The 24915-nt window shown below is 45.9% G+C and carries 21 protein-coding genes and 1 pseudogene; 14 read left to right on the top strand and 8 right to left on the bottom strand.

All coding sequences use genetic code 11. From position 1 onward, the window contains the following. Nucleotides 1-204: 204 nt before the first annotated feature. From J2T19_RS19695 to J2T19_RS19685, 3 genes are all read right to left on the bottom strand, one after another. Nucleotides 205-1665 carry a catalase gene (locus tag J2T19_RS19695; RefSeq protein ID WP_307218723.1) on the bottom strand — a complete coding sequence of 487 codons (1461 nt, stop codon included), beginning with the start codon at nt 1663-1665 and terminating at the stop codon, nt 205-207. 262 nt (nt 1666-1927) lie between these two features. Further along, nucleotides 1928-2734: a winged helix-turn-helix transcriptional regulator gene (locus J2T19_RS19690; protein ID WP_307218721.1), complete on the bottom strand. Its 807-nt coding sequence runs from the start codon at nt 2732-2734 to the stop codon at nt 1928-1930. Beyond that, nucleotides 2710-3105, bottom strand: coding sequence for a Fur family transcriptional regulator (locus J2T19_RS19685; RefSeq protein ID WP_056701967.1), 396 nt, complete (start codon nt 3103-3105; stop codon nt 2710-2712). Before J2T19_RS19685 ends, J2T19_RS19690 begins: the two co-directional genes overlap by 25 nt. 282 nt (nt 3106-3387) lie before the next feature. Here J2T19_RS19685 and J2T19_RS19680 point away from each other — a divergent pair, with 282 nt between their 5' ends. Beyond that, nucleotides 3388-4479 carry a GGDEF domain-containing protein gene (locus J2T19_RS19680; protein WP_307218718.1) on the top strand — a complete coding sequence of 364 codons (1092 nt, stop codon included), beginning with the start codon at nt 3388-3390 and terminating at the stop codon, nt 4477-4479. A gap of 178 nt (nt 4480-4657) precedes the next feature. On the opposite strand, the gene J2T19_RS19675 is transcribed toward J2T19_RS19680, so the two are convergent. Together J2T19_RS19675 and J2T19_RS19670 are read right to left on the bottom strand one after the other, a co-directional pair. After that, nucleotides 4658-5596, bottom strand: a complete 939-nt coding sequence (locus J2T19_RS19675; protein ID WP_307218716.1) for an aldo/keto reductase family protein — start codon at nt 5594-5596, stop codon at nt 4658-4660. Between the two features lie 154 nt (nt 5597-5750). Beyond that, nucleotides 5751-7388, bottom strand: a complete 1638-nt coding sequence (locus tag J2T19_RS19670) for a hybrid sensor histidine kinase/response regulator (protein ID WP_307218714.1) — start codon at nt 7386-7388, stop codon at nt 5751-5753. A gap of 482 nt (nt 7389-7870) precedes the next feature. Here J2T19_RS19670 and J2T19_RS19665 point away from each other — a divergent pair, with 482 nt between their 5' ends. The 3 genes and pseudogenes from J2T19_RS19665 to J2T19_RS19655 all read left to right on the top strand — a co-directional run. Then, nucleotides 7871-9832, top strand: coding sequence for an anaerobic ribonucleoside triphosphate reductase (locus J2T19_RS19665; RefSeq protein WP_307218712.1), 1962 nt, complete (start codon nt 7871-7873; stop codon nt 9830-9832). After that, nucleotides 9829-10338, top strand: a complete 510-nt coding sequence (gene nrdG / locus J2T19_RS19660) for an anaerobic ribonucleoside-triphosphate reductase activating protein (protein ID WP_307218709.1) — start codon at nt 9829-9831, stop codon at nt 10336-10338. The genes J2T19_RS19665 and nrdG overlap by 4 nt, the downstream gene beginning before the upstream one ends. 72 nt (nt 10339-10410) lie before the next feature. Then, nucleotides 10411-10893 (top strand): annotated as a pseudogene (locus J2T19_RS19655) (methyl-accepting chemotaxis protein); the annotation flags it as partial. 165 nt (nt 10894-11058) lie between these two features. Here the strand turns inward: J2T19_RS19655 and J2T19_RS19650 are convergent. Continuing rightward, the gene (locus tag J2T19_RS19650) at nt 11059-13878 is read right to left on the bottom strand and encodes a glycoside hydrolase family 3 C-terminal domain-containing protein (RefSeq protein ID WP_307218706.1); all 2820 of its coding nucleotides are present in this window, start codon (nt 13876-13878) and stop codon (nt 11059-11061) included. 361 nt (nt 13879-14239) lie between these two features. Between J2T19_RS19650 and J2T19_RS19645 the strand changes: the two genes are divergently transcribed. From J2T19_RS19645 to J2T19_RS19625, 5 genes are all read left to right on the top strand, one after another. Then, complete coding sequence (locus J2T19_RS19645) at nt 14240-15784, top strand: FAD-dependent oxidoreductase (protein WP_307218704.1); 1545 nt, start codon at nt 14240-14242, stop codon at nt 15782-15784. Nucleotides 15785-16090: 306 nt separating this feature from the next. Next, complete coding sequence (locus J2T19_RS19640; protein ID WP_239291305.1) at nt 16091-16420, top strand: PadR family transcriptional regulator; 330 nt, start codon at nt 16091-16093, stop codon at nt 16418-16420. Continuing rightward, nucleotides 16413-17009, top strand: coding sequence for a DUF1700 domain-containing protein (locus J2T19_RS19635; protein WP_307218700.1), 597 nt, complete (start codon nt 16413-16415; stop codon nt 17007-17009). Before J2T19_RS19640 ends, J2T19_RS19635 begins: the two co-directional genes overlap by 8 nt. Continuing rightward, nucleotides 17006-17905, top strand: coding sequence for a DUF4097 family beta strand repeat-containing protein (locus tag J2T19_RS19630; RefSeq protein WP_307218698.1), 900 nt, complete (start codon nt 17006-17008; stop codon nt 17903-17905). Before J2T19_RS19635 ends, J2T19_RS19630 begins: the two co-directional genes overlap by 4 nt. Nucleotides 17906-18172: 267 nt before the next feature. Further along, nucleotides 18173-18892, top strand: coding sequence for a 3-ketoacyl-ACP reductase (locus J2T19_RS19625; protein WP_056701941.1), 720 nt, complete (start codon nt 18173-18175; stop codon nt 18890-18892). Nucleotides 18893-19033: 141 nt separating this feature from the next. On the opposite strand, the gene J2T19_RS19620 is transcribed toward J2T19_RS19625, so the two are convergent. Together J2T19_RS19620 and J2T19_RS19615 are read right to left on the bottom strand one after the other, a co-directional pair. Continuing rightward, nucleotides 19034-19582 carry a helix-turn-helix domain-containing protein gene (locus J2T19_RS19620; RefSeq protein WP_307218695.1) on the bottom strand — a complete coding sequence of 183 codons (549 nt, stop codon included), beginning with the start codon at nt 19580-19582 and terminating at the stop codon, nt 19034-19036. 32 nt (nt 19583-19614) lie between these two features. Beyond that, on the bottom strand, nt 19615-19980 hold the full coding sequence (locus tag J2T19_RS19615) for a glyoxalase superfamily protein (RefSeq protein WP_307218694.1): 366 nt from the start codon (nt 19978-19980) through the stop codon (nt 19615-19617). Nucleotides 19981-20429: 449 nt separating this feature from the next. Between J2T19_RS19615 and J2T19_RS19610 the strand changes: the two genes are divergently transcribed. The 5 genes from J2T19_RS19610 to J2T19_RS19590 all read left to right on the top strand — a co-directional run bounded on the left by J2T19_RS19610 (nt 20430) and on the right by J2T19_RS19590 (nt 24591). Continuing rightward, nucleotides 20430-21104 (top strand): alpha/beta hydrolase, encoded by a 675-nt coding sequence (locus J2T19_RS19610; protein ID WP_307218692.1) that lies wholly within the window; start codon nt 20430-20432, stop codon nt 21102-21104. Further along, nucleotides 21104-21874: a DODA-type extradiol aromatic ring-opening family dioxygenase gene (locus J2T19_RS19605; RefSeq protein WP_307218690.1), complete on the top strand. Its 771-nt coding sequence runs from the start codon at nt 21104-21106 to the stop codon at nt 21872-21874. The genes J2T19_RS19610 and J2T19_RS19605 overlap by 1 nt, the downstream gene beginning before the upstream one ends. Before the next feature lie 241 nt (nt 21875-22115). Next, nucleotides 22116-22712 (top strand): SMI1/KNR4 family protein, encoded by a 597-nt coding sequence (locus tag J2T19_RS19600; protein ID WP_307218687.1) that lies wholly within the window; start codon nt 22116-22118, stop codon nt 22710-22712. Between the two features lie 194 nt (nt 22713-22906). Continuing rightward, nucleotides 22907-23911 (top strand): cation diffusion facilitator family transporter, encoded by a 1005-nt coding sequence (locus J2T19_RS19595; protein ID WP_307218684.1) that lies wholly within the window; start codon nt 22907-22909, stop codon nt 23909-23911. Nucleotides 23912-24090: 179 nt separating this feature from the next. Beyond that, nucleotides 24091-24591, top strand: coding sequence for a hypothetical protein (locus J2T19_RS19590; protein WP_307218682.1), 501 nt, complete (start codon nt 24091-24093; stop codon nt 24589-24591). Nucleotides 24592-24915: the final 324 nt, after the last annotated feature.

The raw sequence follows: 24915 nt of genomic DNA, 5'->3' as shown, positions 1-24915 counted from the left end.
GAAGTCAACCTTTATGTCAGCTATTTATTGTAAATGATTTGTAAATATGTTTTCCATTTCAGCGCAATGGCTGGAGTTTATAGGGTGACTCTTGATTCCCAAAAAAGCACGAAGACCAGGCAGTCCGCAAGCGATGCGGTTCTCCCTGGTCTATATATATATCCATATCATATCTTATGACTATAATGAGAAAATTAGTGCTTATTACCGATTTTGTGGCGGCATATGAGCCGAAATATCTACGCCAAGCCCTTGAGCTAACCGAGCACCGAATTGTCCATCTGCTCGGAAGAAGTGACATAGTGCACGCATTTGAGTATCTACAGGCACGCCTTTCAGGTCATTGACCAAATTATCTAATAAATGTTGCTGCTCTACCGTGGTAAATGAGCGGTATAGCTCACCTGCCTGCGTGTAATCATCCGTCTTCTCCAGCTTCTCCCGTGTAACCTCACCATGCAGAGGAACCCGGCTATCTCTATAGGTCGCATCCTCCTGTGGGCTGTTGCCAGAACTGTTCGGTTCATAGTTTACCGGAGAGGGATCCTGGTTCACATTCATAAGTCCATCCCGTTGGTGATTGCGCACAGGTGCGTACGGGCAATTTACTGGAATTTGCAAATAATTCGGGCCAAGACGATGGCGCTGCGTATCTGGGTAAGAAAACAAACGCCCTTGTAACAATTTATCCTCCGACGGCTCAATGCCTGGTACTAATGCACTTGGTGAAAATGCTGCTTGCTCCACTTCGGCAAAGAAGTTCTGTGGATTACGATTCAATGTCATCGTACCCACCGTTTGGAACGGGATGACATCTTCAGGCCATGTTTTGGTTGGATCGAGCGGGTCAAAAGCAAAGTCGTCCATGTGCTCCGGTTTTAACAACTGAACCTGTAGCTTCCACTGTGGGTATTGTCCGTTCTTGATATGATCGTATAAATCCCGGGTGGCATGATTAAAGTCCTGCCCTTGAACCTCGGCAACTTCCTGACGGGAGAAGCCGCGCACACCTTGGGCAGACTCCCATTTGTATTTCACGTAATGGACCTCGCCTTGGGCATTGATCCATTTGAAAGCATGCACACCGAACCCATCCATCTCACGATAATTAGCGGGTGTACCTAGATCAGAGAATAACCAAGTCATCATATGCGTCGACTCTGGGGTAAGGGTCATAAAATCCCAGTATCTTGCCGGGTCTTGAATGTTCGTATCTGGTGCAGGCTTCAATGAATGAACCATATCAGGAAATTTCATGGCATCCCGAATAAAGAATACAGGTAAATGGTTGCCTACAAGATCGTAATTCCCTTCTTGGGTATAGAACTTAACGGCAAACCCACGAGGATCACGAGCCGTCTCTGGTGACCCTGTTCCATGAATAACAGTGGAGAAGCGAACGAGTACATCCGTCTCTGTTCCCGGCTCTTGAAGGAAATCAGCACTCGTATATGCCTTCATGCTCTGCTCCAGTGTAAATACACCATGCGCACCAGCACCTCTAGCATGCACTACACGTTCTGGAATACGCTCACGGTCAAAATGCGCGATCTTCTCCAGCAGGTGATAGTCCTCCAGTAATGTTGGCCCTCTCCTGCCTGCTGTACGGGAATTCTGATTGTCACCTACAGGTGCACCTTGATTGGTTGTCATACGTTCTGTCATCTTGTTTTCCTCCTCATGTTGGTCTCACGCTTGCTTTATGTGCTCTATGATTAAGATCATATTCAACATTTGATCGAATATACATTTAGACTTGATCTAACTGTTAAAATGATTCTAACATGTCTCCTTTGCCGCTTGCATGAGGTTTACATGAGCATAAGATGAGGGTCACATGGCTTTCGCATGAACGAACTTCATGTTTATGGAGGTTGTTCAAATAGTCTTTTTTGAACACGCACATATAGGCACAAAAAAAAGCGGACTAATCCGCTAGGCGGTAGCCCACTCCTCTTACCGTTACAATATATTTGGGGGAAGCCGCGTTATCGCCCAATTTTTTTCGCAAGCTTTTGATATGCACATCGACGACATTGCTTCCTCCTGTGAAATCCGTCTCCCAAATATCGCTAAGCATCTCCTCACGGGAAATGACTGCGCCCTTGGCATCGATCAGCTTAAGCAATAGATCATATTCCGTCTTGGTGAGATGAATTCGATCCTCATCCCGCTGCACGCTCATCCGCTCCCGATCCAGCCATAGATCTTTGAACCCGATCCGTTGCCCTTCCTTAGGCAAAAACCCACGCTTCGGCACAGTCGGGCTATTGCCGATCATCCGCTGCACGCGGTATAGAGCTTCCTGCGGTCGCGCTGGCCAGACCAACAATTCTTCCTGAAGCATCGGGCCGCTAGCATTGCCAATCATTTTCTCCCCTACAAGGTACAAACATGGCGTTGTATACTCTGCTTCTCGATTCAGACGACTGCTGATTCCAGCGAAGGCATCAATTGTTCCTGCAACAGATAGGTCATAGACGAGAAGATCAAAATCAAGACGTTCATGCAAATCTGGTTCCCAGCGATGAAATACCAGCACATCGAAGCAACTATCCGTCAATGCTTTGACCAGTTCGTGAACCTGACCTGGCATAGGGCTAATGAGAATAACACGCCTTGTGATCGGACAAGCTTCTGCCACTGGAGCTGGATCCGTCAGAGCCGGCTTGACCCGAAGTGGTAAACGCCGACCAGACAGGTTGATTTTTATTTGATCCGTTTGTTTTTGCATTCCCCGCAGACACCTCCAAAGACCACATGAGCGTGGTCAATTGCATATCCGGTTTCTTCAGCCACCTGCTTCATCCATTGTGCGGGGACCTCCGTCATAACCTCGTCCACTTTACCACAAACTTCACACATAATATGTTGATGGTCGTCCATTCGGGCATCGTAACGACTTGCCGTCTCACCGAGTTTAAGCTCCCGAATCAATTCTTTATCCGTTAAATAGCGAAGTGAATTATATACCGTACCATAGGCAAGGTTATAACCTTGCTCTACAAGACGGTTCATTACGTCTGCCGCTGTAGGATGATCCTCTGAATGACGGACTACATCATACACGGCCTGTCGTTGTATAGTCAGATTTAGCGTTCTCACAAGCCATTCTCCTTTATTCTCATTCTATAGAAGGACACAGTCTATAAATACTGTGACACACAGAAACATTTTGATTTAGATTAAGTATAAATCTTAATGTATAATGAAGTCAACATCAGTGGCTACTCTAGAATTCAGCGAATTTTCTATAATTCCCAGTACTCACATCCACTATTTGGGATAAATTGGTTCGCTACTAGCCTCATTTTCAGATAAAATATAACAATGTGTGTAAAGGGGGGATGCTCATTGTTCAGCACGTTCTTTGTTAATCTTTGTATCATGATCACATTTATGTACGTGTCCGGAATTATCGCTAAATTCTATAGCATCCGTGTTCCCTTTCCATCCATACGTGTGCAACTGATCGGGGGTATCCTGTTCGGTATATATGGTACAGTACTCATGAATTATTCCTTCAGCATTAATGAAAGTACGATTGTAGATCTAAGACATCTTGCGATCATAACAGCCGCCGTATATTTAGGTGGAATGGCCTCCTTCATCTCAGGACTCGTAATCTCCATCCTGCGTGTGGTGATTTTTGGTCTATCCTCCTCTGCTATAGATGCAGCATTTGTCATGGTCCTCATCGGTCTAGCTGGGGTATATTTCTCTTATGCTTCTTGGTCTAGATTAACTAAAATCTTGACGATGAACTTATTTTCTATGGCATTAATTTTTATTATTCTACTGATGAATACAACAAGCATTAATGAATTTATGAAAATATATCCCGTGCAGTTAACCATCTCATTCATCGGCGGAATCTTTATTTACTTTATCGCCGAATTTATTAACAAATCGAATGAATTGTTATTTACGCTGGAACGAAGGGCTTCAACCGATCATCTGACGAGCTTGAATAACCGGCTTCAATTTGAGAAGTCACTCAAATTCCAACTGGAATATGCTAGAGAACATCAGAAGAGATTGTCCCTACTGGTGATTGACATCGATCGCTTCAAAAGAGTAAATGACACCTTCGGCCATACCTCGGGTGATGCCGTTCTGAAGCAACTGGGGCAGCTTCTCATTGAACATGCACGCCCTGTGGACATTGTCTCCCGTAACGGGGGCGAGGAATTTGCCATTTTGCTGGTCGATTGCGATCAGCAGCAAGCTCTTGCCGTTGCGGAACGGATACGGAAGGCTGTAGAGAAGTATCTCTTTTCTCTTCCCGACGGAAATACAACACGTCTAACCGTTTCGATCGGCGTAGCCGTGTTTCCAGATAACTGCGATGACAAGGATGACGATGACTTCTTCGAACAGGCGGATCGTGGCTTGTATGAAGCCAAAAATACAGGACGGAATCGGGTATGTGTTATGAAGAAGCGCTCACTGCCACTTTCTGTGCAACATAGGTTATAGGGTCTCGTTATATAAAATGAACTAAAGAATCTTACATTTACCACTTCGATGACAGAGTAACCTTCCGATCACGTATAAGATCAAAAGGGATGCCCTCTCATCCGTCCATCTAGACGGCTTGAGAGTGCATCCCTTTCTTCATTTCATATCGCTTCAGAAGCCGATAGACCACTTCATATTAAGCCAATATTTGCTCAATCTCTTCAATAATGGATGCATCCAGCTTCACACCCGAAGCTACAACGTTCTCCTTCACTTGTTCTGGACGACTTGCGCCTACAAGTGCACTAGATACATTTTGTTGACGCAGAATCCAAGCAAGTGCCAGTTGACCCACCTTCAAATCTAGCTTGTCTGCCACCTCGATCAGTTGGCGAACTTTACCGATTCGATCTGCATTAATCTTGCCTTCGTCCCAGCCGAGCTTGGCTGCACGGCTATTCTCAGGAATATCCGATATCGACGTGTATTTCCCGGTCAATAAGCCTTGAGCAAGCGGGGAGTAAACAACTTGTCCAATGCCTTTTTGTTCACCTAGTGGAATGATCTCCTTCTCGATGTATCGATCAAACATATTATATACCGGTTGGTTCACCACGATGTGATCCAATAACAGACGATCTGCTGTACCTAGCGCTGCCTCCATCTGAGCTGCTGTCCACTGGCTGACACCTACATACAGCACCTTACCTTGACGTACCAGATCATCTAACGCACGTAGTGTCTCATCAATCGGTGTTTCCGTATGGTAGCGATGGCAATAGTAAATGTCCACATAATCGGCTCCAAGACGCTTCAAGCTCGCGTCACATTGCTCCATAATATGTTTACGGGATAATCCCTGGTCATTAGGACCGTCGCCCATTTTGCCAAATACTTTTGTTGCCAGAACATAAGAATCACGAGAGTACGCTTTCAATGTCTGACCCAGTAGCTCCTCTGCTGCGCCACGCTCATACACGTTAGCTGTATCAAAAAAGTTAATACCTTCATCGAATGCGGTTTCAATTGATTTCACCGCATTTTCACGTTCCACATATCCTCCGTATGTCAGCCAGCTACCCAAGCTGATTTCGCTTACTTTCAGTCCGCTTCCACCTAATCTGCGATACTCCATTGATTGCACATCCTCCTTGTATAAATCTTTATGATGACGTTCCCTTTCTATTGTAACGCAACTATACACGTTAAACGAATCATTTTGACCAGACTTCCAAAAGAAATAAGCGCACCTTATGAACAGATGCGCTGTATATCTTATATATCGATCTCTAGTGCAAGATGACGCTTAATGCGTTCAATAGATCAGCCTGTCTCACGGGTTTCGTTAGAACGGCGTCAAATACTTCTGCCTCCCGGGGGTTAATATGCATACCATAGGGCACAAGTACGATAATCGGCAGTGCGTGAGCACGAGATTTCAGGTTATGCACAAAATCGACCGCACCACCTTCGACCAATCCCATATCAATTACCGCTACATCCGGGCTGAAGCCTTCTTCCATCCAGCTATATGCCTCTGCTGAGCCTGAGGTCATATGCACATCCATCTTCCATCTTCGCATCAAGGAAGATACACCCTGCAAAATGTCCGGGTCTTTGGCAAGTAATACCTTCATTCCCTTCAATCGCTGCTGGATGCTGTTAAGCTGAGGTAACTCCCAGTGTCTAAGCAGTGGCAGCCTAATCTGGAATTCCGTCTCGTCTTCCCCCAAGCTGTTGATCTGAATGCTTCCATTCATCAGAATCGCTAGATTCTGACTCACGGCTAACCCCAGATTCGTACCAACGATCCGCTGTGTGCTGATATTCCCGTCTGAAGTATGAAGCACCTGTCGCATCTTGTCCGCAGGCAGCATCTTGCCGCTATACTTTACATTCAACAGGAGCACAGCTTGGTTGTCTGTACTCTCTTCATCCACAACGGCCGTGATCAGCACCGAACCAGTCCGTGTATAATCAATAGCGTATTGCAGCACATGTGCCAGCAATTGCCCAATCTTGATCTCATCCCCTACAAATACTTGGGATACATTCATCTCCAGGTTCAAACCAACCTCAATGCCCTTGCTGATCGCCTGTCCAACATGAAGATACACTGTATTCTCAATTGTAGACACCAGATCAAATGGATCATCGTGTACAACCGTTTTGCCAGTATCATTGATGTTGAAGTTCATCATATTGTTCAGTAGGGATAATAATATATTGCCACTTGTCTCAATCATGTTCACATATTCCAGATGCTCTTCGGGCATATCTGGCGTCCGCATGAGATCCGTCAACCCCAGAATCCCGTTCAATGGATTGCGAATTTCGTGGCTCATTAACGCAAGCATCTGCGTTTTGGTCATGGCCTCGGACTCGGCTCGTTCCTTCTCTGCTTGCAACTGCGCCTTCAGTTGTTCCGTATCACTCAACTTCTGCTCCTGCATCAACAAGCTATCTTCGAGATCAATGACGTATCCGAGAAACACAGCCATTGCTTTTAGTGTTTTCATATCCGTTTCATTTAGTTGGTAATCCGGGTTGTCCATTAAGCATATGGTGCCAAACGCATCACCCGATCGCCGCAAGATAGGGACTCCGATGAAGAATCGACTCCCCAAACCATCCGTCACATTCATAGAACGTGTTAATGGATGCTGCGCCGTATCTTTAATGGTTAGCTCACTGCTTTTATCTTGTAAAACCAAACTACAGTAGGATGTCTCAAATGGAAGCTTGCTACCTTTAGTGACCAACTGCTCATGACGGTTAAATGCCTCAAGAATCACATTCGTCATGCCATCATTGCTGGCAACAAAGATGGTATTCACCTGCAGAATCCCACTTAATACGTCCACGATGTGGGTCGCAGCTTCCTGTATATCTTCATAAAATCCTCTTGCAACACCTGTGGTTCCCATGACTCACCCCTCTTGTCTTAGCTGCGCTTCAAATTAGAATCAATCCATAAAGATATATGAGGGTGAAAAAAAACTCCTGAACCAGTTGTCACAACCTGTACATATATGTTTTAACACCACGGACATTCAGAAGAATCACACAGGCGATTTCAGGATCGCTGCTCTTTCTGAGAAGTTCCTGTTTCGCTGGATCTCCACGCTAGGAATGGCCGATGATTATCTACCATTGCTGCTAGATTTTGTGTCCGTGAGCGAGATGTTTTGATGCGGTGTAGCATAAAAAGAAATTATACTCTTCGAATCCAACTTTGGAAACCTTTATCCACATTCTACAAACAAATCTGCTGTTCTGTCACGATTACGATGTGATCATTATCACACCCAAAAATCCATATATAGTTTATAACTGGATAATGAAAAACTACATGTAGTATTTAATCAGGCTTAGCCAATATATACTCTCATTATAGGAGGAACCTTAAATGAATATGCTTGAATGTGCCTCTCCACCAGCAAATGACCTACTATCTGACCTTGGCAGACGAATTATTGGGGCTGAGGATGCGGATACGTTAAGGGAGAATGCCAACCTGAATGGAGATTCATTTAGTGGAAAAATGAGCCGGCTCGGTTCAGAGACAGCTAAGTGGCATGCGGTTCGCCATGTCCTGCCCGAAGGGCTCGCGCAAGCTGTGGAGCATGGAGACCTCTATGTTCATGACCTTGATCAGTATGGACTTGGCACAACCAACTGTATCTTCATTCCATTTGACCGATTACTCGCCTCCGGCTTCAATACGGGTAACGGCTCAGTCCGTACTCCCCAGACGATCATGTCAGCGATGGCACTGGTAGCAATCATTTTCCAGTCTCAACAGAATAGTCAATATGGCGGTGTATCTGCCAACAAAATAGATTGGGATCTTGCACCTTATGTGCGACGCTCCTTCCAGAAGCATTATCGTAAAGGGCAACGGCTCTTTGGAGAGCATGCATACATTCCGGATGAACAACTCTATCTGGATAGTGCTGAAGCACAGGAGCAATGCCCACGTGCCTATGATTTTGCTATGGATGAGACGATCCTAGAGACCGAACAAGCTGCTGAATCATTGATCCATAATCTCAATACCATGAGCAGCCGTGCTGGAGGACAAATTCCATTCACATCACTTAATTACGGACTCTGCACATCGGCCGAAGGACGACTCGTATCTCGCTCGTTGTTAGAAGCTACCATCCGTGGTCTAGGGAACGGGGAGACACCTGTATTCCCACAGCATATTTTCCAGTGTAAACAAGGGGTTAATCAGGCTTCTGGAGAGCCCAACTATGATCTATTCCAGCTTGCCGTCACCTGTTCTTCGCGCCGCATGTACCCTAACTTTGTTAATGTGGATGCTTCGTTCAATCTGCCGTTCTATCAGCCAGATGATCCGGACACCATTATTGCTACGATGGGATGCCGTACACGTACACTGGCAGATCGATTCGGACGTAACCGTCAGAGCGGAAAAGGTAATCTGTCCTTCAATACAATCAACTTGGTTAAACTAGGTATTCGGTTCGGCATCTGTCAGGGAACACGCGCTGTAGCCGATCGGACAGGATTTTATGCTGCACTTCAATCGGTTATGGAGCAAGCAGCTTCAGGTCTGCTTCATCGATATCAGATTCAGAAGGCGCAACCAGCTAAAGCCTCTGACTTTATGATGCGTGAGGGTGTATGGGAAGGTGGTAAACAATTAGATCCCGATGAACCGGTGGCTGATCTCTTGAAACATGGTACGTTGTCCATTGGCTTCATCGGTCTTGCGGAATGTATGACTGCTCTATATGGACGACACCATGGTCAAGATCCGCATATTCACCAAGAAGCATTGAATGTCATCCGTACGATGCGTGAATTCTGCGACCGAATGAGTGAATTACATAACTTGAACATTACGCTATTCGCAACACCTGCCGAGGGGTTATCTGGTAAATTCACAACGATTGACCGGAAGCGGTTCGGTTCAATTTCAGGTGTTAATGACCGTGAGTATTACACGAATTCGTTCCATGTGCCTGTATATTACAACCTACCTGCCTACCGCAAGATTGAACTTGAGGCACCTTTCCATACGCTATGTAACGCCGGAGCAATCTCCTATGTTGAGCTTGATGGGAATGTGCGGGCCAACACGAAGGCTTTCCAGCGAATTGTGCAATATGCATTGGCACAAGATATTGGCTACTTCTCCATCAATCACCCCATTGATCGCTGCCCATCTTGCGGCTATGAAGGTGTCATTGGGGAGAGCTGCCCGAACTGTGGCATTCACGAGAACAATGTGCATTTCCAACGTCTACGCCGGGTTACCGGTTATCTCACCGGGGATTACAAGGTGCGATTCAACGGTGCCAAACAAGCTGAAGTTCGAGATCGGGTGAAGCATAAGTGAACCTGCACGGTTACATCCCTGAATCTGTCAATGAAGGCCCCGGCTTACGTGCAGTGTTGTTCATCAGTGGTTGTCTCCATGCTTGTCCAGGCTGTTTCAGCCCAGACTCATGGAGCTTTCGCTCAGGTGAGCCGTTTACAGAGGAGAAGCAGCAGGAAATCATGCATGAAGTTACAACCCACCCTCTGCTGGATGGCGTAACCTTATGTGGTGGCGACCCTTTTTTCTCGGCAGCCGATCTGATCCCTTGGGTTCAACAATTTCGAGTACTACGCCCTGATCTGTCTGTCTGGGCATACACCGGATTTATGTATGAAGAACTCGTGCTGGAGCCGTCTCGGGCAGCACTAGCCGAATTATGTGACGTCATTATTGATGGGCGTTATGTCGCCGCCGAACGAGATGTTTCTTTAGTTTATCGCGGTAGCCGTAACCAACGAATTATTGATGTGAGAGCAACACAAATGAACGAGAAGATCGTTACCTTGCAGATGGATGCATCGTAACGGTCTTTTTCTTTTTCATACGTAGACTTCAGAAGTTTTAACGCAAGTTCTATGCTTGATTTATTTTGAGCCGACAACCTTACCAATCAACTCATGGACAGCGTACAGCATGTCGCTGCACACTCGGAAGAACTCAGTGCCACGACATAAGAGATTTTGAACAATTCCAAAGAAGCGGTGCAGAAATCGAGTAACGTCAATCAGGTTGCCAGCTTTATTCGCGAAATATCCGAGCAGACGAATCTGCTTGGCTTAAATGCAGCCATTGAAGCTGCTCGTGTAGGTGAAGCAGGTGCAGGATTTGGAGTCGTTGCTAAGGAAATTCGCAAGCTGTCTGTAGATACCAAGGATGCAACTACTCGCATTGAAGAATCTCTTCTAGCTGTTCGGCAATCGATACAGGGAATGGAAAATGAGATTGGTGAGATTAGTGCGAGTTCGCAAGAACAGGCAGAACTCGTTAACAATTTTATGACAACGATCGATGAATTAAATGCAACCAATCAACAGCTCAAACAATTTATTGATAAAATTATTAAAACAGAAGCACAATAGCAAATTCATTTGATAATTAAAGCAGCCTTGCCTATAAGACACATTTCAGATTGATCCAACAATGATTCGTCTGTGAAATATAAGTTGCACAAAAAAGAACCTTCGAGCCCACCATACACGTGGTTTCGAAGGTTCTTTGCATTAGATTAATAGAATTCAGCGCAATTATCGAATCTGAAAATGACTGAGACGTACCCCTGCTGATAACAGGATATATACATCCTGTACGCCTGTTGCACCCGTAAGCTCTGCTTTCACCGAAGACCATTGTTGGGCTCCACCTTGTGCCAGCTCAGTACGTCCTGCCAATGTACCATCAGGGGAACCCAATCGAACTTCCACGACAGCACCCTCCTGTTCGGAGGATACACGTGCTTCCAGCTCAGTCGTTTCACTGCCGAGATCTGCATCCTTATACAGAACCCATCCCTGTTCTCCAAGAGCACGGATAGCTGTTCCGCCTTCTTTGCTCTCATCCAGATCAACACTGAGGTACGCATCATAGTTCTCAGCTCGTGTGGAGACACTCAAGTTTCGGGCTGGAATTGTTTCTCCCTCAACCGTCAGATCGGCAACAAGTTGAATATCCGAAGAAGATTTCCCCACCATAATCGAATAGGTTCCAGACTCTACCACATAGCGATCCTGAGTCACGTCCCAGAAGGCCAACTCTTGTACCGGGAGCTTGAAGCTCACGTTAACGGTTGCCCCGGCTTCAATATGAAGGCGACGGAATCCTTTTAACGTTTTGAGCGGACGTTTCACACGAGATTTGCCTGCACGTACATACAATTGTACAACCTCATCGCTCGCGATTGTGCCTGTATTCGTGACATCCACTGTTACCGTAATATCATCTTCTGTCCCCGCCTGTGCAGGTGTCAGTTCTAGATTACTGTATTTGAATGCTGCATATGTCAATCCATGTCCGAATGGATACAATACATTTCCTTCAAAATATTGATACGTACGGCCTGATTGAATAATATCGTAGTCTTTAATATCTGTAAGCTGATCTGCGGATTGTACCCATGTCATGTTCAGACGACCTGCTGGAGCGTAATCGGCATATAGTACATCGGCAAGTGCATTTCCTAGCTCCTGTCCTGCATGGGACGTGTACAATACAGCTGGAATGTTCTCTTGTACCCAATTGGAAGTGAAGGGATAGCTGCCTACAATGACAACAATCGTATTCGGATTAGCAGCATACACGGCTTCCACTAAGCGTTGCTGGGATTCTGCCAGATCCAGACTTGGGCGGTCGATCTCTTCCTTGCCGTTCACCAGCGGGTTATTACCTACGAACACAATGGCCGTTTCAGCTTCCTTCGCTGCCGCAACCGCTTCTTTCACACCATCCACAACAACGTCCTTCTGGAATGTTTCCGCACTGCCAAAGGACTTCAGTTCTTCCGAAACGGCGAATGCATCGTTTCCATCATTCGGTGCAGTTACCGTCTTGCCATTCCATGTCGTTAAGCCCACGCTGCCGTCAGGCTGTGGCAACAGATGGAATACTTCCTTCACGAACCAGCCATATACTTCGTTCGCAGATGCCGTTACTTTTTCTTCATCCGTGGTCACATATTTACCATTACGTTCGGATTGCAGCGTGTAGCTGCCAAACCCCCAGTCCGTAAGCGTAAAAGTATCTGCTTCTCCGGAAGCAATCAGTGGTGAATTCTCTCCTTCTGCCAGACCAACCGCTTTGCCGTTCGCTACTGAAGTCAGCGTAATGCGATCATTTCCGTCCTTATACAATACTTTGTCGTTGCCTACTTTACTCTGAATACCCTCAAGTGGTGATACGCTATATGGCATGGTTCCTGCATACCAATCCCGATATACGGTGCCGCCCAGTGTGCCGATGACAGCCACTTTACCTGCTTTGGTTTTGTCGAGTGGCAAAGTACCGTTCTCGTTTTTGAGCAATACAACCTGCTCTCTTGCTGCTCTCAGTGACAATGCTTTGGCTTTGTCCGTCATCATCGCTTCTTCTCCAATGGATGCATACGGATTGCCTTCCTCTGGATCAAACTCACCTAGACGGAAGCGAACACGGAAGGTGTTGAACAATGCGCGGTCAATATCCTCCCATGCAAGTAGACCTTGCTCCAATCCTTCACGAAGTGCTTGCTTGGACAGATCGGCATCATCGGTAATGCTGTCGATCCCAGCTTTGACCGATTCTACGGTACCTGGTGTATGAGAATCATAGTACTTATGATCATTCTTAATACCCATCACATCGCCTGCATCGCTGACAACAAAACCATCCATTCCCCATTCACCCTTAACAATCTCGTTCACATAAGGATGTAATAGAGCCGGCGTACCGTTGATGGAGTTATACGCAGTCATCATCGACTGCGCGCCACCTTCTTTGAATGGCTTCTCAAACGCTTTCAGGTAATATTCACGCATATTACGCGGATCAATGCTGGACGAGCCACTGCCACGATCTACTTCATTATTATTCGCAAGGAAGTGCTTCAGCGTCGCAACCGCCTTGTAATACTTCGGATGGTCACCTTGAATCCCCTTAACCAGTGCTGTAGACAGCTCTCCTGTCAGTTCAGGGTCTTCACCATAGGCCTCCTCATTCCGTCCCCAACGTGGATCGCGCTCCATATCAACCGTCGGCGCCCAAAGCGTAAGACCGTTCACTGCTGGATTGCGTTTATAAAACACACGTGCCTCGTCCCCGATCACTGAACCGATCTCTTTCATCAGATCGGTGTCCCATGTACATGCAAGCCCTACCGGTTGTGGGAACGATGTTGCTTCTCCCAGCCATGCCAAACCATGGGCAGCTTCAGTCCCGTGTTTATATGCAGCAACACCGAGTCGTTCTACCGCTGGCTGATACTGTAACATGGATTCAATTTTCTCATCTTCCGTTAAACGGGATACAAGGTCTTTCACGCGGGAGTCTAGTTCTAATGACGTATCTTGAAAAGGATATTTGGTTTGGTTGGTCATCGTATGGAATCTCCTTTGAATTCAAAATGATAGCGAATACATAATAAGTAAAATCATACCTACTCCATTGTACCTATTGGATAGGTATATGAACAATAAAGTCCTTATACATCCTATGTTTTATTACTTTTTTTCCACTATAAAATAAATTACCTAAAACGGTTTCGATAATACTCTTATCATATCGTATGTTCATCAAAAAAAATAGAGGTTACCACAGGAAAATATGAATATTCCTCGGAAAGTCTGTCATGTATCGTTTTTTTCTCGCTTAGTGTGGTAATCATGATAGAAGGTTGACTTACTGCGCCTATACATCTAGAACCAATCGGATTCAAGAGAAGATACAGGAGGAATAGATATGAGTGATCAGCAACAACCCCCGGTGGGACTGCCTCCCATTCCGGAATCCTTATGGAGAGCTACACACTCCTTCGATTCATATCCCAAACTGGAAGAAGATACGACAGCGGATGTAGCCATTATCGGTGCAGGGATTGCAGGCATCACAACAGCGTACTTGCTATCTCAGAAAGGGCTACGCGTTGTGGTTCTTGAAGCAGGGAAGGTGCTGGATGGAACAACTGGACACACCACGGCGAAGGTATCTGCACAGCATGGCGTCATATTCAACGAGATCATGCAGCACTTCGGACACGAACAGGCACGTATGTACTATGAAGGTAATGCAGAGGCTGCAAGCTGGATGCGTGAGCTGGTGAAGTCACACAAAATTGATTGTCAGTGGGCTGACGAGGATGCTTACGTGTATATCCAATCCGAAGAAAACTTGAAGAAGCTTGAGATTGAGCTGACAGCCTATGGGAAGCTGGATATCCCTGGTCAATGGGTTGATCCACTCCCTATCGATGTTCCATCAAGAGCAGGCATCAAGATGCCAGGACAAGCTCGCTTTGATCCGCTAGCTTACCTGCATTTTCTACTAGACTCTGCTGTGAAAAATGGGGTTCGCATCTTCGAACATACCACGGTAACGGATGTGGAGGAAGATGCTAATTTACATGTTAGAACCTATGGGAATGGTCCTTCGGTTACAGCCGAGCATGTGGTCGTTGCCTCTCATTTTCCAGTGTATGATCCTGGTTTTTATTTCACCAGACTTCATGCCGAGCGTTCTTACGCTGTAGCTGTTGAGCCACAGAAACCTTTCGCTGGCGGCATGTACATCTCTGATGATGAACCATCCCGTTCATTGCGTACTGTCCTGCATGAAGGAAAAGAATTGATCCTCTTCGGCGGAGAGAACCATAAAACCGGTCAAGGCATCTGTACGTTTGGTCATTATGAGCGGTTAGAGCGCTACGCCGCAGATACTTATGGCATTCGCAACATCCCGTTCCGCTGGTCTGCACAGGATCTTATCTCACTCGACAAGGTTCCTTACATCGGCCCAATCACCGGAAGACATGAGCGCGTCTACGTAGCTACCGGTTTTGCCAAATGGGGTATGACCACAGGTACGATGGCCGGGCATCTGCTTGCCGATCGAATTACGGGTGTAGAGAATCCACATGCTGAGATATTCCATCCAGCAAGATTCAAGAGTGATCCAGGTATCAAAAATTTTATTGTGGAAAATGTTAATGTTGCCAAAGAATTAATCTCTGGCAAAGTAGGCATCGTGCACAAACATGTGAATGAGCTCGGCAATGATGAAGGCTCAGTTGTCCGTCATGATGGCAAACGTGCTGGAGCATACAAAGATGCTTCCGGAAAGCTCTTCCTAGTTGATACCACCTGCACCCATCTCGGGTGTGAAGTGGAATGGAATGAAGGCGAACGTTCATGGGATTGCCCATGCCATGGTTCACGATTTAATTATGCAGGAGAAGTTATCGAGGGGCCTGCAGTCAAGGATCTCAAAGTGCTTGAAGCCATGGAATAACGCTACAACGATAAAAATCAGTATGCAGACCTGGATAGAGTTCCGTCTTCAGACGGAGGCATTTTATCCGGGTTTTGCGTATACTGAAGTAATAGAATATACATACATAAATTTACATTTAATATAATAGATTGGATTAGGTGAATGGGTTCTACCATTTACATGAGAGTGGAAAGCACCAATCTGTGTTCCAGAACTATTTTAAAATCACTACCTTGCATTATACAGTACTGAGTGCTATTCTATATCCACAGCTATTGAACAATACACACTAGTGATTGAATACGGAATGAAGGAGGAACCTGTGTGAATGTAAATATCCAGTTCAAAAAAGGAGTGTTGGAGCTATGCGTCCTGGTCCTAATCAACCGTCAGGATCGTTATGGCTACGAACTGGCTCAGGCGGTCTCCAAACATATTGAAGTGGCGGAAGGTGCGCTATACCCGCTTCTACGCAGGCTTGTGAATGACGGCTATTGCACAACTTATTTGCAGGAATCAACGGAGGGGCCTCCACGTAAGTACTATAAGTTGTCTGATGAAGGTCGTGTTTACATGGATACCCTCACCGAGGAATGGAATGAATTTGTGCGTAATGTCGCACATCTTATTGAGGATGGTAACTCGAATGAATAAACAACAATTTATGCAACTTATGGAACTGCAGCTTAGCGCTATGGACCCGCAAGAACGAGCAGAGTTACTTGCTGATTACGAACAGCATTTTGAGCTTGGGCTTGTGGATGGACGCACGGAGGAAGACATTGCCCGCGAGCTTGGGCAACCAGAGGAAATCGCACGTGAGGTACTTGGTGACCGGTATGTCATGGATAGTATGACTATGGGAACGGATTATTCTTACGAGGGTATGCCTACGAATACTTCTCCACCAAAGAGTAGTACAACGGCGCGTAATGTGTTTACCGGGATCGGACTCGTTTTCCTGAATCTTATGTTAGGTTTCCCGCTTGGTCTACTCCTATGGTCCGTCTGGCTCACCGTTGCTGGATTCTCTCTTCTCGCCTTAACGCCTATAGCTGCCGTGATTGATCTATTATTCTTTGGAGAATATGCGCCCTCGAAGTTGTTCTTCTCCATTGCAGCATGTGGTATAGGCATTCTGTTTGCGATGTTAGCCAGATTCCTATTCAAAGCCTTCAGCTCCGTGACGCTTCAATACGTAAAATGGAACAAAAAAACGATACAAGGGGAGTATAATGGATGACTACAAAAAAATGGTTCGTCACAGCCTTGTTATGTATTCTGATTGGTCTGGTTGGCGTATCGGTATACGGCGTTGAATTCGGCAATCAGCGTGAAGATTATTCCAAACGATGGGACTTTAAGAATGATGAATTGCAGCGACTGCTGATCGACGCCAATCTCAATGCCAACATTCAATTCATAGTGAGTCCTGAATCTCAGGGCTATATTGAAGCAGATGGCAAATGGGATAAGGATAGCATCGAAAGTCTGGAGAATGCTACATTATCTGGTGGTACGTTCAATCTCGTGAAACCCGATCGTGTCCGCATTGAATTTTTCAATTTCAATTGGAGCAACTCGAAGCCAACCTTAACCGTTGCCATTCCTGAAGGGCATACGCTAGATGAAGTGAAGCTCACTTCTTCCTCCTCAGACTATAATCTGGCAGGACTGCATGCCAACACACTGGATATTACGAATACATCTGGCGAAGTTCGATTGAAGGACATTACGGTTCCCCACATTGGGCTGAGCCTTACTTCTGGAGATGTCTCTGGCTCAGGGATTCAAGGCGATATGGATGTGAAAATGACCTCAGGCAGCTTCAAGATGGATGCTGTTACTGGAAATGTCACCAGTGATCTGACATCTGGCGATTTTCAGATTAAAGAACTCGCAGGTGCAGCTAATGTAACGTTCACCTCAGGAACGGTAAGAATCGAGCAGACAACTGTAGCTCCGATTGATGTGTCAGGGCAATCTGGCGATATTACCATTAAAGCCGCACCTGAATTCGCAGGTTTCTATGATGTTAAGGTTACGTCGGGAGATATTAACATTCCGGAATCTCCGATGACCAGCACAGATGTAATCAAGGCAAGAGCAACTTCAGGTAGTATTAAGATCACGCAATAATGATGAAGGAAATATCCGAACCGTGGGTAATATAGTATAATTGAATGCTATACAAATTGAACTATACATTTACACGGGAACGGAGAGGGCAGAAATAACCTGAAGAAGCGTAGCGTTCGCCTTTATCCCCGGATTCCTCCTTTAGGGAAAAATTCAAAAAAATCTGGGGATAACAGCGATCGGAAGGTTGCTCTGTCATCGGAGTGGCAAGTGTAAATATTCTTTAGTTTAATTTTTATAGATCATCTCGAAGGAGGAATTACCCACATGGAACTTAAGAATAGAACAGCGATCATCACTGGCGCAGGTAAAGGGATTGGTCGTGCCATCGCAGAGGCACTTGCCAAAGAAGGTGTGCATCTTGGACTGATCGCCCGCACAGCTTCGGATTTGCAAGCACTCCAACAATCGCTTAGTCAAGAGCATGGTGTCAAAGTAACCAGTGCTATTGCTGATATCTCAGATCGTACACAGGCTGAGGCAGCTGTTGCTGCCATCGAGATGGAGCTTGGTGCCATCGATATTCTTATTAATAACGCAGGTATTGCTACCTTCGGCACACTATTAGATATGGACCCAGAGGAATGGGAGCGCATCTTGCATGTCAACGTCATGGGTACATATTATGTAACACGTGCTGTACTGCCAAGCATGATTAAGGAGAGCAGCGGAAGCATTATCAATATCGCATCAACGGCAGGTGAGCGCGGATTCGCTACAGGTTCAGCATATTGTGCATCCAAGTTCGCTCTGCTGGGTATGACCGAGTCCCTCATGCAGGAAGTGCGCAAATCCAACATCCGCGTAACGGCATTAACGCCAAGCACGGTAAATACAGAGCTTGCTACGAACGCAGGCCTGAAAGTTGGCGACGAAGATCGCATGATGCAAGCGGAAGATGTAGCTGAACTTGCTTTGGCAACACTGAAGCTTTCGGATCGTGTGTTTGTCAAAGCTGCGGGCATCTGGACAACGAATCCACAATAAGAAAACGACATAAAGTAAATCGCCTTATGCAAATGAAGCCGTCAGAGCTATTCTGGCGGCTTTTTGTCTTGCTCTCTCTCTTGGTATTCTTTGCTCTCTCTGTCATCGTTCTGCACTATATCGGGCTACACGGAAAAGGAACTAGGCATTCCACAATTGATCCAAATCCAACTCCTTGGAAACGGCGATTAACACAATGGCCGGCTCATCTCCGATGTTGGCGACCTCATGCGGCACGATGGCATTCCAAGTGAAGGAATCACCTTCTTCAAGCAGCTCAACGTCCTCGCCCTGCTCTGCGCGAATTTTACCCTGTAGAATAAGGTGGCTCTCTTCTCCCACATGTTTGTTACTACCTGTCGACGCTCCCGGCGGAAGTTCCACGATGGACAACCGCATGGCCCCCTTGGCGGTGAGATGCTGAACCTTAATCTGCCCACTACCTGCAGTGGTCTCCTGGCGCTCATGCTTGCGCACCACGTTCATCCGTTGTTCTGGTGTCAGCAACAGATAAGGAAGTGGCACGTTGAGATAATCAGCTATACTTTCGAGCGTCGCGATTGATGGTGATGTTTTATTATTTTCCACATTGCTAATAAATCCTTTGGATAAGCCTGTGCCTTCACACATTTGCATAATTGTAATCTGTTTCTGTTTGCGAATCGTACGAATGGCTGAGCCAATGTCCATATCGCTCCCCCTCCCTTCCCTGTAAAAACGATCTACTCCGTCATAGTCTGAGCAAAAATAATTCGGTTACCAAACGGATCAGTTACAGTCATCTCCTTTGAATGCCAAGGCGTCTCCTCAATGCCGGGTCGGGCATATTTGTAGTTGGAGAGTTGAAGCTGCTGCTGCAACGCTTGCACATCGTCCGTCGCTACTCGCAACGCCGCTCCGGGCGTACAATCTCCATGATGCTCCGATAGATGGATGATAATTGTATCACGCGAAATCTGCATATATAAGGGCATATCCGGCTCAAATCGATGCTCCCAATCCAATTGAAAACCGAGGTAGTCCAGGTAGAATTCTTTTGCCTTGTTCTCGTCAAACATCCTCAGAATAGGGACAATCCCCTTTAACATGCTTATCACGTCCTTGATCATAAGTTGTAAACCGGCTGAAATGACCCACACCTATCTCCATCAAATATTCCTTATACACAACATAGTTCTATTCAATAAACGTTCAAAAAGATCGGTTTTCAGTACCAAGAAGATGGGATGACGCTAGAAATGGAGTAGCGGAGCGTAGGGAAACTACGTGAGCAACTACATTGTTTCCGAAGGAAACAACCTTCGTAAGCATCTACCTATTTCGGCGGAATTCCATATTCGATGCTGATCATGCCAGTAGGCATGTCGCGTAATCAAAAGCGGGCTTTTTGAACAACATCTATAATACAAAAAAGATGTTGACCTCACAATGGATGCATGATAAATTTTGTTCATAAATAAGAATAATTATTTCATATTGGTGAACTTTTAAATTTTGAAAATAGAATCTACTCATTCTTACCAAGGTGGTGTTTTCAATGCAATCAACATATATCCATGAAGTTCGTCTTCCTGCTCATTACCATGCAGATCAACAATATCCCGTCATCTTCGCCCTGCACGGCATGGGATCGGATGAACAAGATATGCTCCGTTTGATGGAGCCTTTGCAGTCTGAATTTATTATCATTGTGGTGCGTGGGCCGATCGTCCAAGGCGGCGGTTATGCATTTTTTCAGATCAAGAGCATTGGCAATCCAATCCGTGAATTATATGATGCGTCCGTTGAAGGGCTACAACAATTCATTGTTGAACTGTCCTCCAAGTATGCTATTGACCCTTCAAGACGTTATATTGCTGGGTTCAGCCAAGGCGCTATTATGGCGATGACTCTTGCACTCGTGATGGGAGATGCTATCCAAGGCATTGTCGCGATGAGTGGTTATCTACCGCAATTTGTGAAAAGCGAGTACACGCTACAACCGAATCCAGCATTATCTGCGTTCATCTCCCATGGCGATCAAGATCATCTATTCCCACTGCAGTTGGGTGAAGATAATGCGAATTTCTTCCGTCAATATACCGATTACGTAACCTACGTACCTTATCAAGGTGGTCATCATGTGACTCCCGAGCTATATCAACAATTCCAACACTTCCTTCGCACAGATGCGAACCTGGTAACCGGAGAATCGAAAGGACTGAATTCATAATGATGCCATCTCTATTTATTGCACACGGTGCTCCATCCCTTGCATTGGAGGAAAATGCATACACAGAATTTTTGCAGGAACTCGGACAAACGCTGCCTAAACCTAAAGCGATCGTTTTGTTCTCCGCTCACTGGGAAGCAACGACGCAACAAGTCTCTTCTGTCGCTGAGTATGAGACAATTTATGATTTTGGGGGATTCCAGCCTGAATTGTATCAGATCAAATATCCTGCGCAAGGACATGCTGAGACCACGGCTGAGGTTGAGCGTCTATTCACGGAAGCTGGAATACCGGTTCAGACAGATGATGTACGCGGTTTGGATCACGGGGCATGGGTTGTGCTTCGCCTTCTCTACCCTGACGCCGACATTCCTGTTGTCGCTTTGTCCGTCAACCGATATTTGACAGGACAACAACAGTATCAGGTAGGACAAGCACTCGCTTCCTTGCGCGAACAAGATGTTCTTGTTATTGGCAGTGGCGGAACCGTGCATAATCTCCGTCGTCTTAACTGGGGCAGCAGCGAAATAGATGCTTGGGCGCTGGAGTTCGACAATTGGTTACAGGACAAATTGAAGAGCTGGGATACCGATTCTCTGTTTGCCTACGATACACTTGCTCCTTCTGCGCAAGCAGCCGTGCCTACACCAGAACACTTTGTACCTTTGCTACTTGCAATGGGTGCAGGGGATCGCAACAAGCAGGCGACCTTGATGTTCAAAGCCTATCAGCTGGGCAATCTAAGTCTGTCCTGTTGGAAGTTTGATTAATTCATTGGATCGAAAAAGATACGAATAATATAAAGCGTGGGCACAGGTATCTTCCCTGTCGCTCACGCTTTTTTGGGTTGCTACGGGTGCTAAAACCTGAGACCAACGTAGCATATAGACAAGGACTCGCGATTCTTGTGAGACGTTCCGGATTATACCTATAATATGAGGTGAATCAGACGAGGCTTATTTTGTACATCATTCACCGCTTGTATTTCAATAGTTCACTGGAGGGATGGGCATGCCGGAACAACGTATATATGCATTGATGGACGAGCTAGACGGTTTATTAGATGAGAAAGTACAAGATGAGGAAAATCAGGAGCTACTCAGTGCCTATCGTGAACTGGACGGTGTCACAGACGAACAATTAAATGCATTCGAGCAGGAACATAGCGTGCAGTTGCCCGCGGATTTCCGTGCATTTTACAAACGCAAAAATGGGAGTGGTTATGGCTTTCATATCCTATATCCTACCGATGCTGAAGGCAGCCAAGACACCGCATTTTATCTATTATCGTTAGAGAAGATTCACAGAGAGCAAGCCACAGTTGTAGAGAATAAGCTGGAAGACTTCTACTCTTCTGAGGAGATGAGCAAACTAGATGCTCGAATCAAGCCTTATCTGTTTCAAAAGAAATGGGTTACCATCGGTATGCTGGGAGGCGGTTCCCTATATCTAATGTTCGATTTCGACCCAGCAGCAGAAGGGACATATGGACAGATTATTATGTACAAGCATGATCCTGACTTTATCTACTATGTGGCTGGCACATTCACAGAGCTACTGGAGCAATCCAACGAGAATTTACGCGCCTTGGACGCGATTGAATACTGAAGGTATACGCTATTTCAAAACACACCTCTCCTATCTTTGAATGCTGAGTCTACCCAGTTGATGATATGACCTTTTTTGCATAATGCTGGGATATGTAAAGACGGTTATAATAACATTTAGTGGGAATGCACATGCTATCCAGATCAGGACTGTCTTTCTACACCTATCACATATTTCTGGGAGGAACATTCGAAGTGGCTGAACAACCGAAGTCTGAGAGCTTGATGTCTCTCGTCAAAAAAGGAAACACATCCTCTGCCGTAGCCATGGCAGGAAATGCGGTACTTGCTCTATGCAAAGGAGGAGCCTTCCTATTCAGTGGTAGTGGTGCCATGTTCGCCTCGGCGATGCACTCTTTGGCTGACGCGATTAACCAGGGGTTCGTATTTGTCGGAAGTGTATTGTCCGAGAAAAAACCAACTCCACGATTCCCCACAGGGTTCGGGCGTGTCATTAACATTTTCTGCATGATCGCCGTTATCGTGGTCACCATCATGGCCTACGAAACCATTCACGAGGGTATTCATCTGTTGCAGCATCCGGTTGGTCATACGGGTGGCTTGTGGATTAACATCGGTGTACTCGTGTTAAACATCTTGATTGACGGAGCCATTCTGATCAAAGCGATGAAGGAAATCCTGAAAGAAGCTCGTGCACCCAAAGCAACAGGATTCGGACTCGTACCTGCCGCCATCAAAAATGTAGGCCGTGCTGCCCCACCAACCCGTCTCGTATTCTACGAAGATGTAGTGGCAGTACTCGGGGCAACACTTGCCCTGATCTCGGTTGTAGTCATTGCACTGACCAACTTCGCGCTGCTCGACGGTATCGTAACTACACTCATTGGGTGTCTCATGATCGCAGTAGCCTTCCGAGTTGGTTATGACAATATGATCGGACTCATCGGCGTAGCTGCTCCGCAGGATATTGAGGATAAAGTATCCCAGACCATTCTCGCAGATACCCATGTGGCTGATATTCAAATGATGCGCATCATTCAGGAAGGTCGCTATTATCATGTAGAAGGTCTGATTGAGTTAACCAAAGGTCTCTCCCTCGCAGATGCGGATGATATCAAATTCCGTATTCAGGAGAAACTGATGACCAACCCGGACATTGCCGATGCAGCAATTTCCATTATTGAGGATGACGGCGTAAATAGCTGGGGCAAGAAACATGCTGACATTTCACAAAAATAGACTTTGACCTACCTGTAGAACCTATTGGTAAATCGTATGGATGAGAACACAGAACCTAGACTTAAGTCTAGGTTCTTTTTAACGCCAAGGACTGAGGTTATTCTTTTCCAATTCATGGTATGCTGTGTATATTGAAATGACAACGTTCGTAAAAACAAAGAGAAAGGGAGAACACTACGATGGCAAAACGTGCAATCTTTGCGCCTGTCCTCATCCTGTTAGGTGTGTACTTAATTCTGAACCAGGGAGGTTCAGTGGGTCCAGGGATGATCTTCGCCACATTCTGGCCTACATTATTCGTCATCCCACTGGGATTATTCTTCCACTGGCTCTACTTCTCCATGATCGGCCGAGGAGTTGGCCTGCTCGTTCCTGGTGGTATTTTGCTGACTACAGGTATTGTGTGCCAAATCGCGATGCTGTTTGATAACTGGGGAACGATGTGGCCTGGCTTTATTCTTGCGGTAGCTGTGGGTCTGTTCGAATTGTATTGGTTCGGCGGCCGTAACAAATGGTTGCTGATTCCGATCAACATTCTAACCGTGCTCTTCTTGCTGTTCTTCGCAGTAATGTCGATTGGCTCGATGTTAAATAGCATGTCTTTCTTCCAGCCTTTTGTAGCGATTGTGCTAATTATGGGCGGGGCATGGCTCATCGTGGGTCGCAAAAAGCGCATGTAATGACGCAATATAATCTGATTGGTGGGATCACACAAGCCACTCCGAAGTCAGAACAACTTACGATCGCTGTTATCCCCAGATTTCTTGATTCCCTTCTATAAAGGGTAAAATCCGGGGATGGCTTATGCTTCCGATGTAGCTTTCCTTCAGAAAGCTTTCAGGCGAACGCTCCGCTTCTCCAGTTTGTTCTGCCTTCTCCGTTAACGTGTAAAATAAACATAGACCTACCTTAAACTGTACCCTATAGAGTAGACACTTTAAAAAAGTCTCTCTATGGGGTATTTTTTATGTATGCCACCAAAGAGACCGGAATGGAGATACAAC

Source organism: Paenibacillus tundrae (genome assembly GCF_030812775.1).
Taxonomy (GTDB): Bacteria; Bacillota; Bacilli; order Paenibacillales; family Paenibacillaceae; genus Paenibacillus; species Paenibacillus tundrae_A.
Note: the sequence above shows the minus strand (reverse complement) of the source record. Positions and strands in the feature narration are given on the sequence as shown.

What these genes read in the sequence shown, in the direction of transcription:
- J2T19_RS19695 (WP_307218723.1), bottom strand. Translation starts at nt 1,665, where the DNA reads ATGACAGAACGTATGACAACCAATCAAGGTGCACCTGTAGGTGACAAT.
- J2T19_RS19690 (WP_307218721.1), bottom strand. Translation starts at nt 2,734, where the DNA reads ATGCAAAAACAAACGGATCAAATAAAAATCAACCTGTCTGGTCGGCGT.
- J2T19_RS19680 (WP_307218718.1), top strand. Translation starts at nt 3,388, where the DNA reads ATGATCACATTTATGTACGTGTCCGGAATTATCGCTAAATTCTATAGC.
- J2T19_RS19675 (WP_307218716.1), bottom strand. Translation starts at nt 5,596, where the DNA reads ATGGAGTATCGCAGATTAGGTGGAAGCGGACTGAAAGTAAGCGAAATC.
- J2T19_RS19670 (WP_307218714.1), bottom strand. Translation starts at nt 7,388, where the DNA reads ATGGGAACCACAGGTGTTGCAAGAGGATTTTATGAAGATATACAGGAA.
- J2T19_RS19665 (WP_307218712.1), top strand. Translation starts at nt 7,871, where the DNA reads ATGAATATGCTTGAATGTGCCTCTCCACCAGCAAATGACCTACTATCT.
- J2T19_RS19650 (WP_307218706.1), bottom strand. Translation starts at nt 13,878, where the DNA reads ATGACCAACCAAACCAAATATCCTTTTCAAGATACGTCATTAGAACTA.
- J2T19_RS19645 (WP_307218704.1), top strand. Translation starts at nt 14,240, where the DNA reads ATGAGTGATCAGCAACAACCCCCGGTGGGACTGCCTCCCATTCCGGAA.
- J2T19_RS19635 (WP_307218700.1), top strand. Translation starts at nt 16,413, where the DNA reads ATGAATAAACAACAATTTATGCAACTTATGGAACTGCAGCTTAGCGCT.
- J2T19_RS19630 (WP_307218698.1), top strand. Translation starts at nt 17,006, where the DNA reads ATGACTACAAAAAAATGGTTCGTCACAGCCTTGTTATGTATTCTGATT.
- J2T19_RS19625 (WP_056701941.1), top strand. Translation starts at nt 18,173, where the DNA reads ATGGAACTTAAGAATAGAACAGCGATCATCACTGGCGCAGGTAAAGGG.
- J2T19_RS19620 (WP_307218695.1), bottom strand. Translation starts at nt 19,582, where the DNA reads ATGGACATTGGCTCAGCCATTCGTACGATTCGCAAACAGAAACAGATT.
- J2T19_RS19615 (WP_307218694.1), bottom strand. Translation starts at nt 19,980, where the DNA reads ATGTTAAAGGGGATTGTCCCTATTCTGAGGATGTTTGACGAGAACAAG.
- J2T19_RS19610 (WP_307218692.1), top strand. Translation starts at nt 20,430, where the DNA reads ATGCAATCAACATATATCCATGAAGTTCGTCTTCCTGCTCATTACCAT.
- J2T19_RS19605 (WP_307218690.1), top strand. Translation starts at nt 21,104, where the DNA reads ATGATGCCATCTCTATTTATTGCACACGGTGCTCCATCCCTTGCATTG.
- J2T19_RS19600 (WP_307218687.1), top strand. Translation starts at nt 22,116, where the DNA reads ATGCCGGAACAACGTATATATGCATTGATGGACGAGCTAGACGGTTTA.
- J2T19_RS19590 (WP_307218682.1), top strand. Translation starts at nt 24,091, where the DNA reads ATGGCAAAACGTGCAATCTTTGCGCCTGTCCTCATCCTGTTAGGTGTG.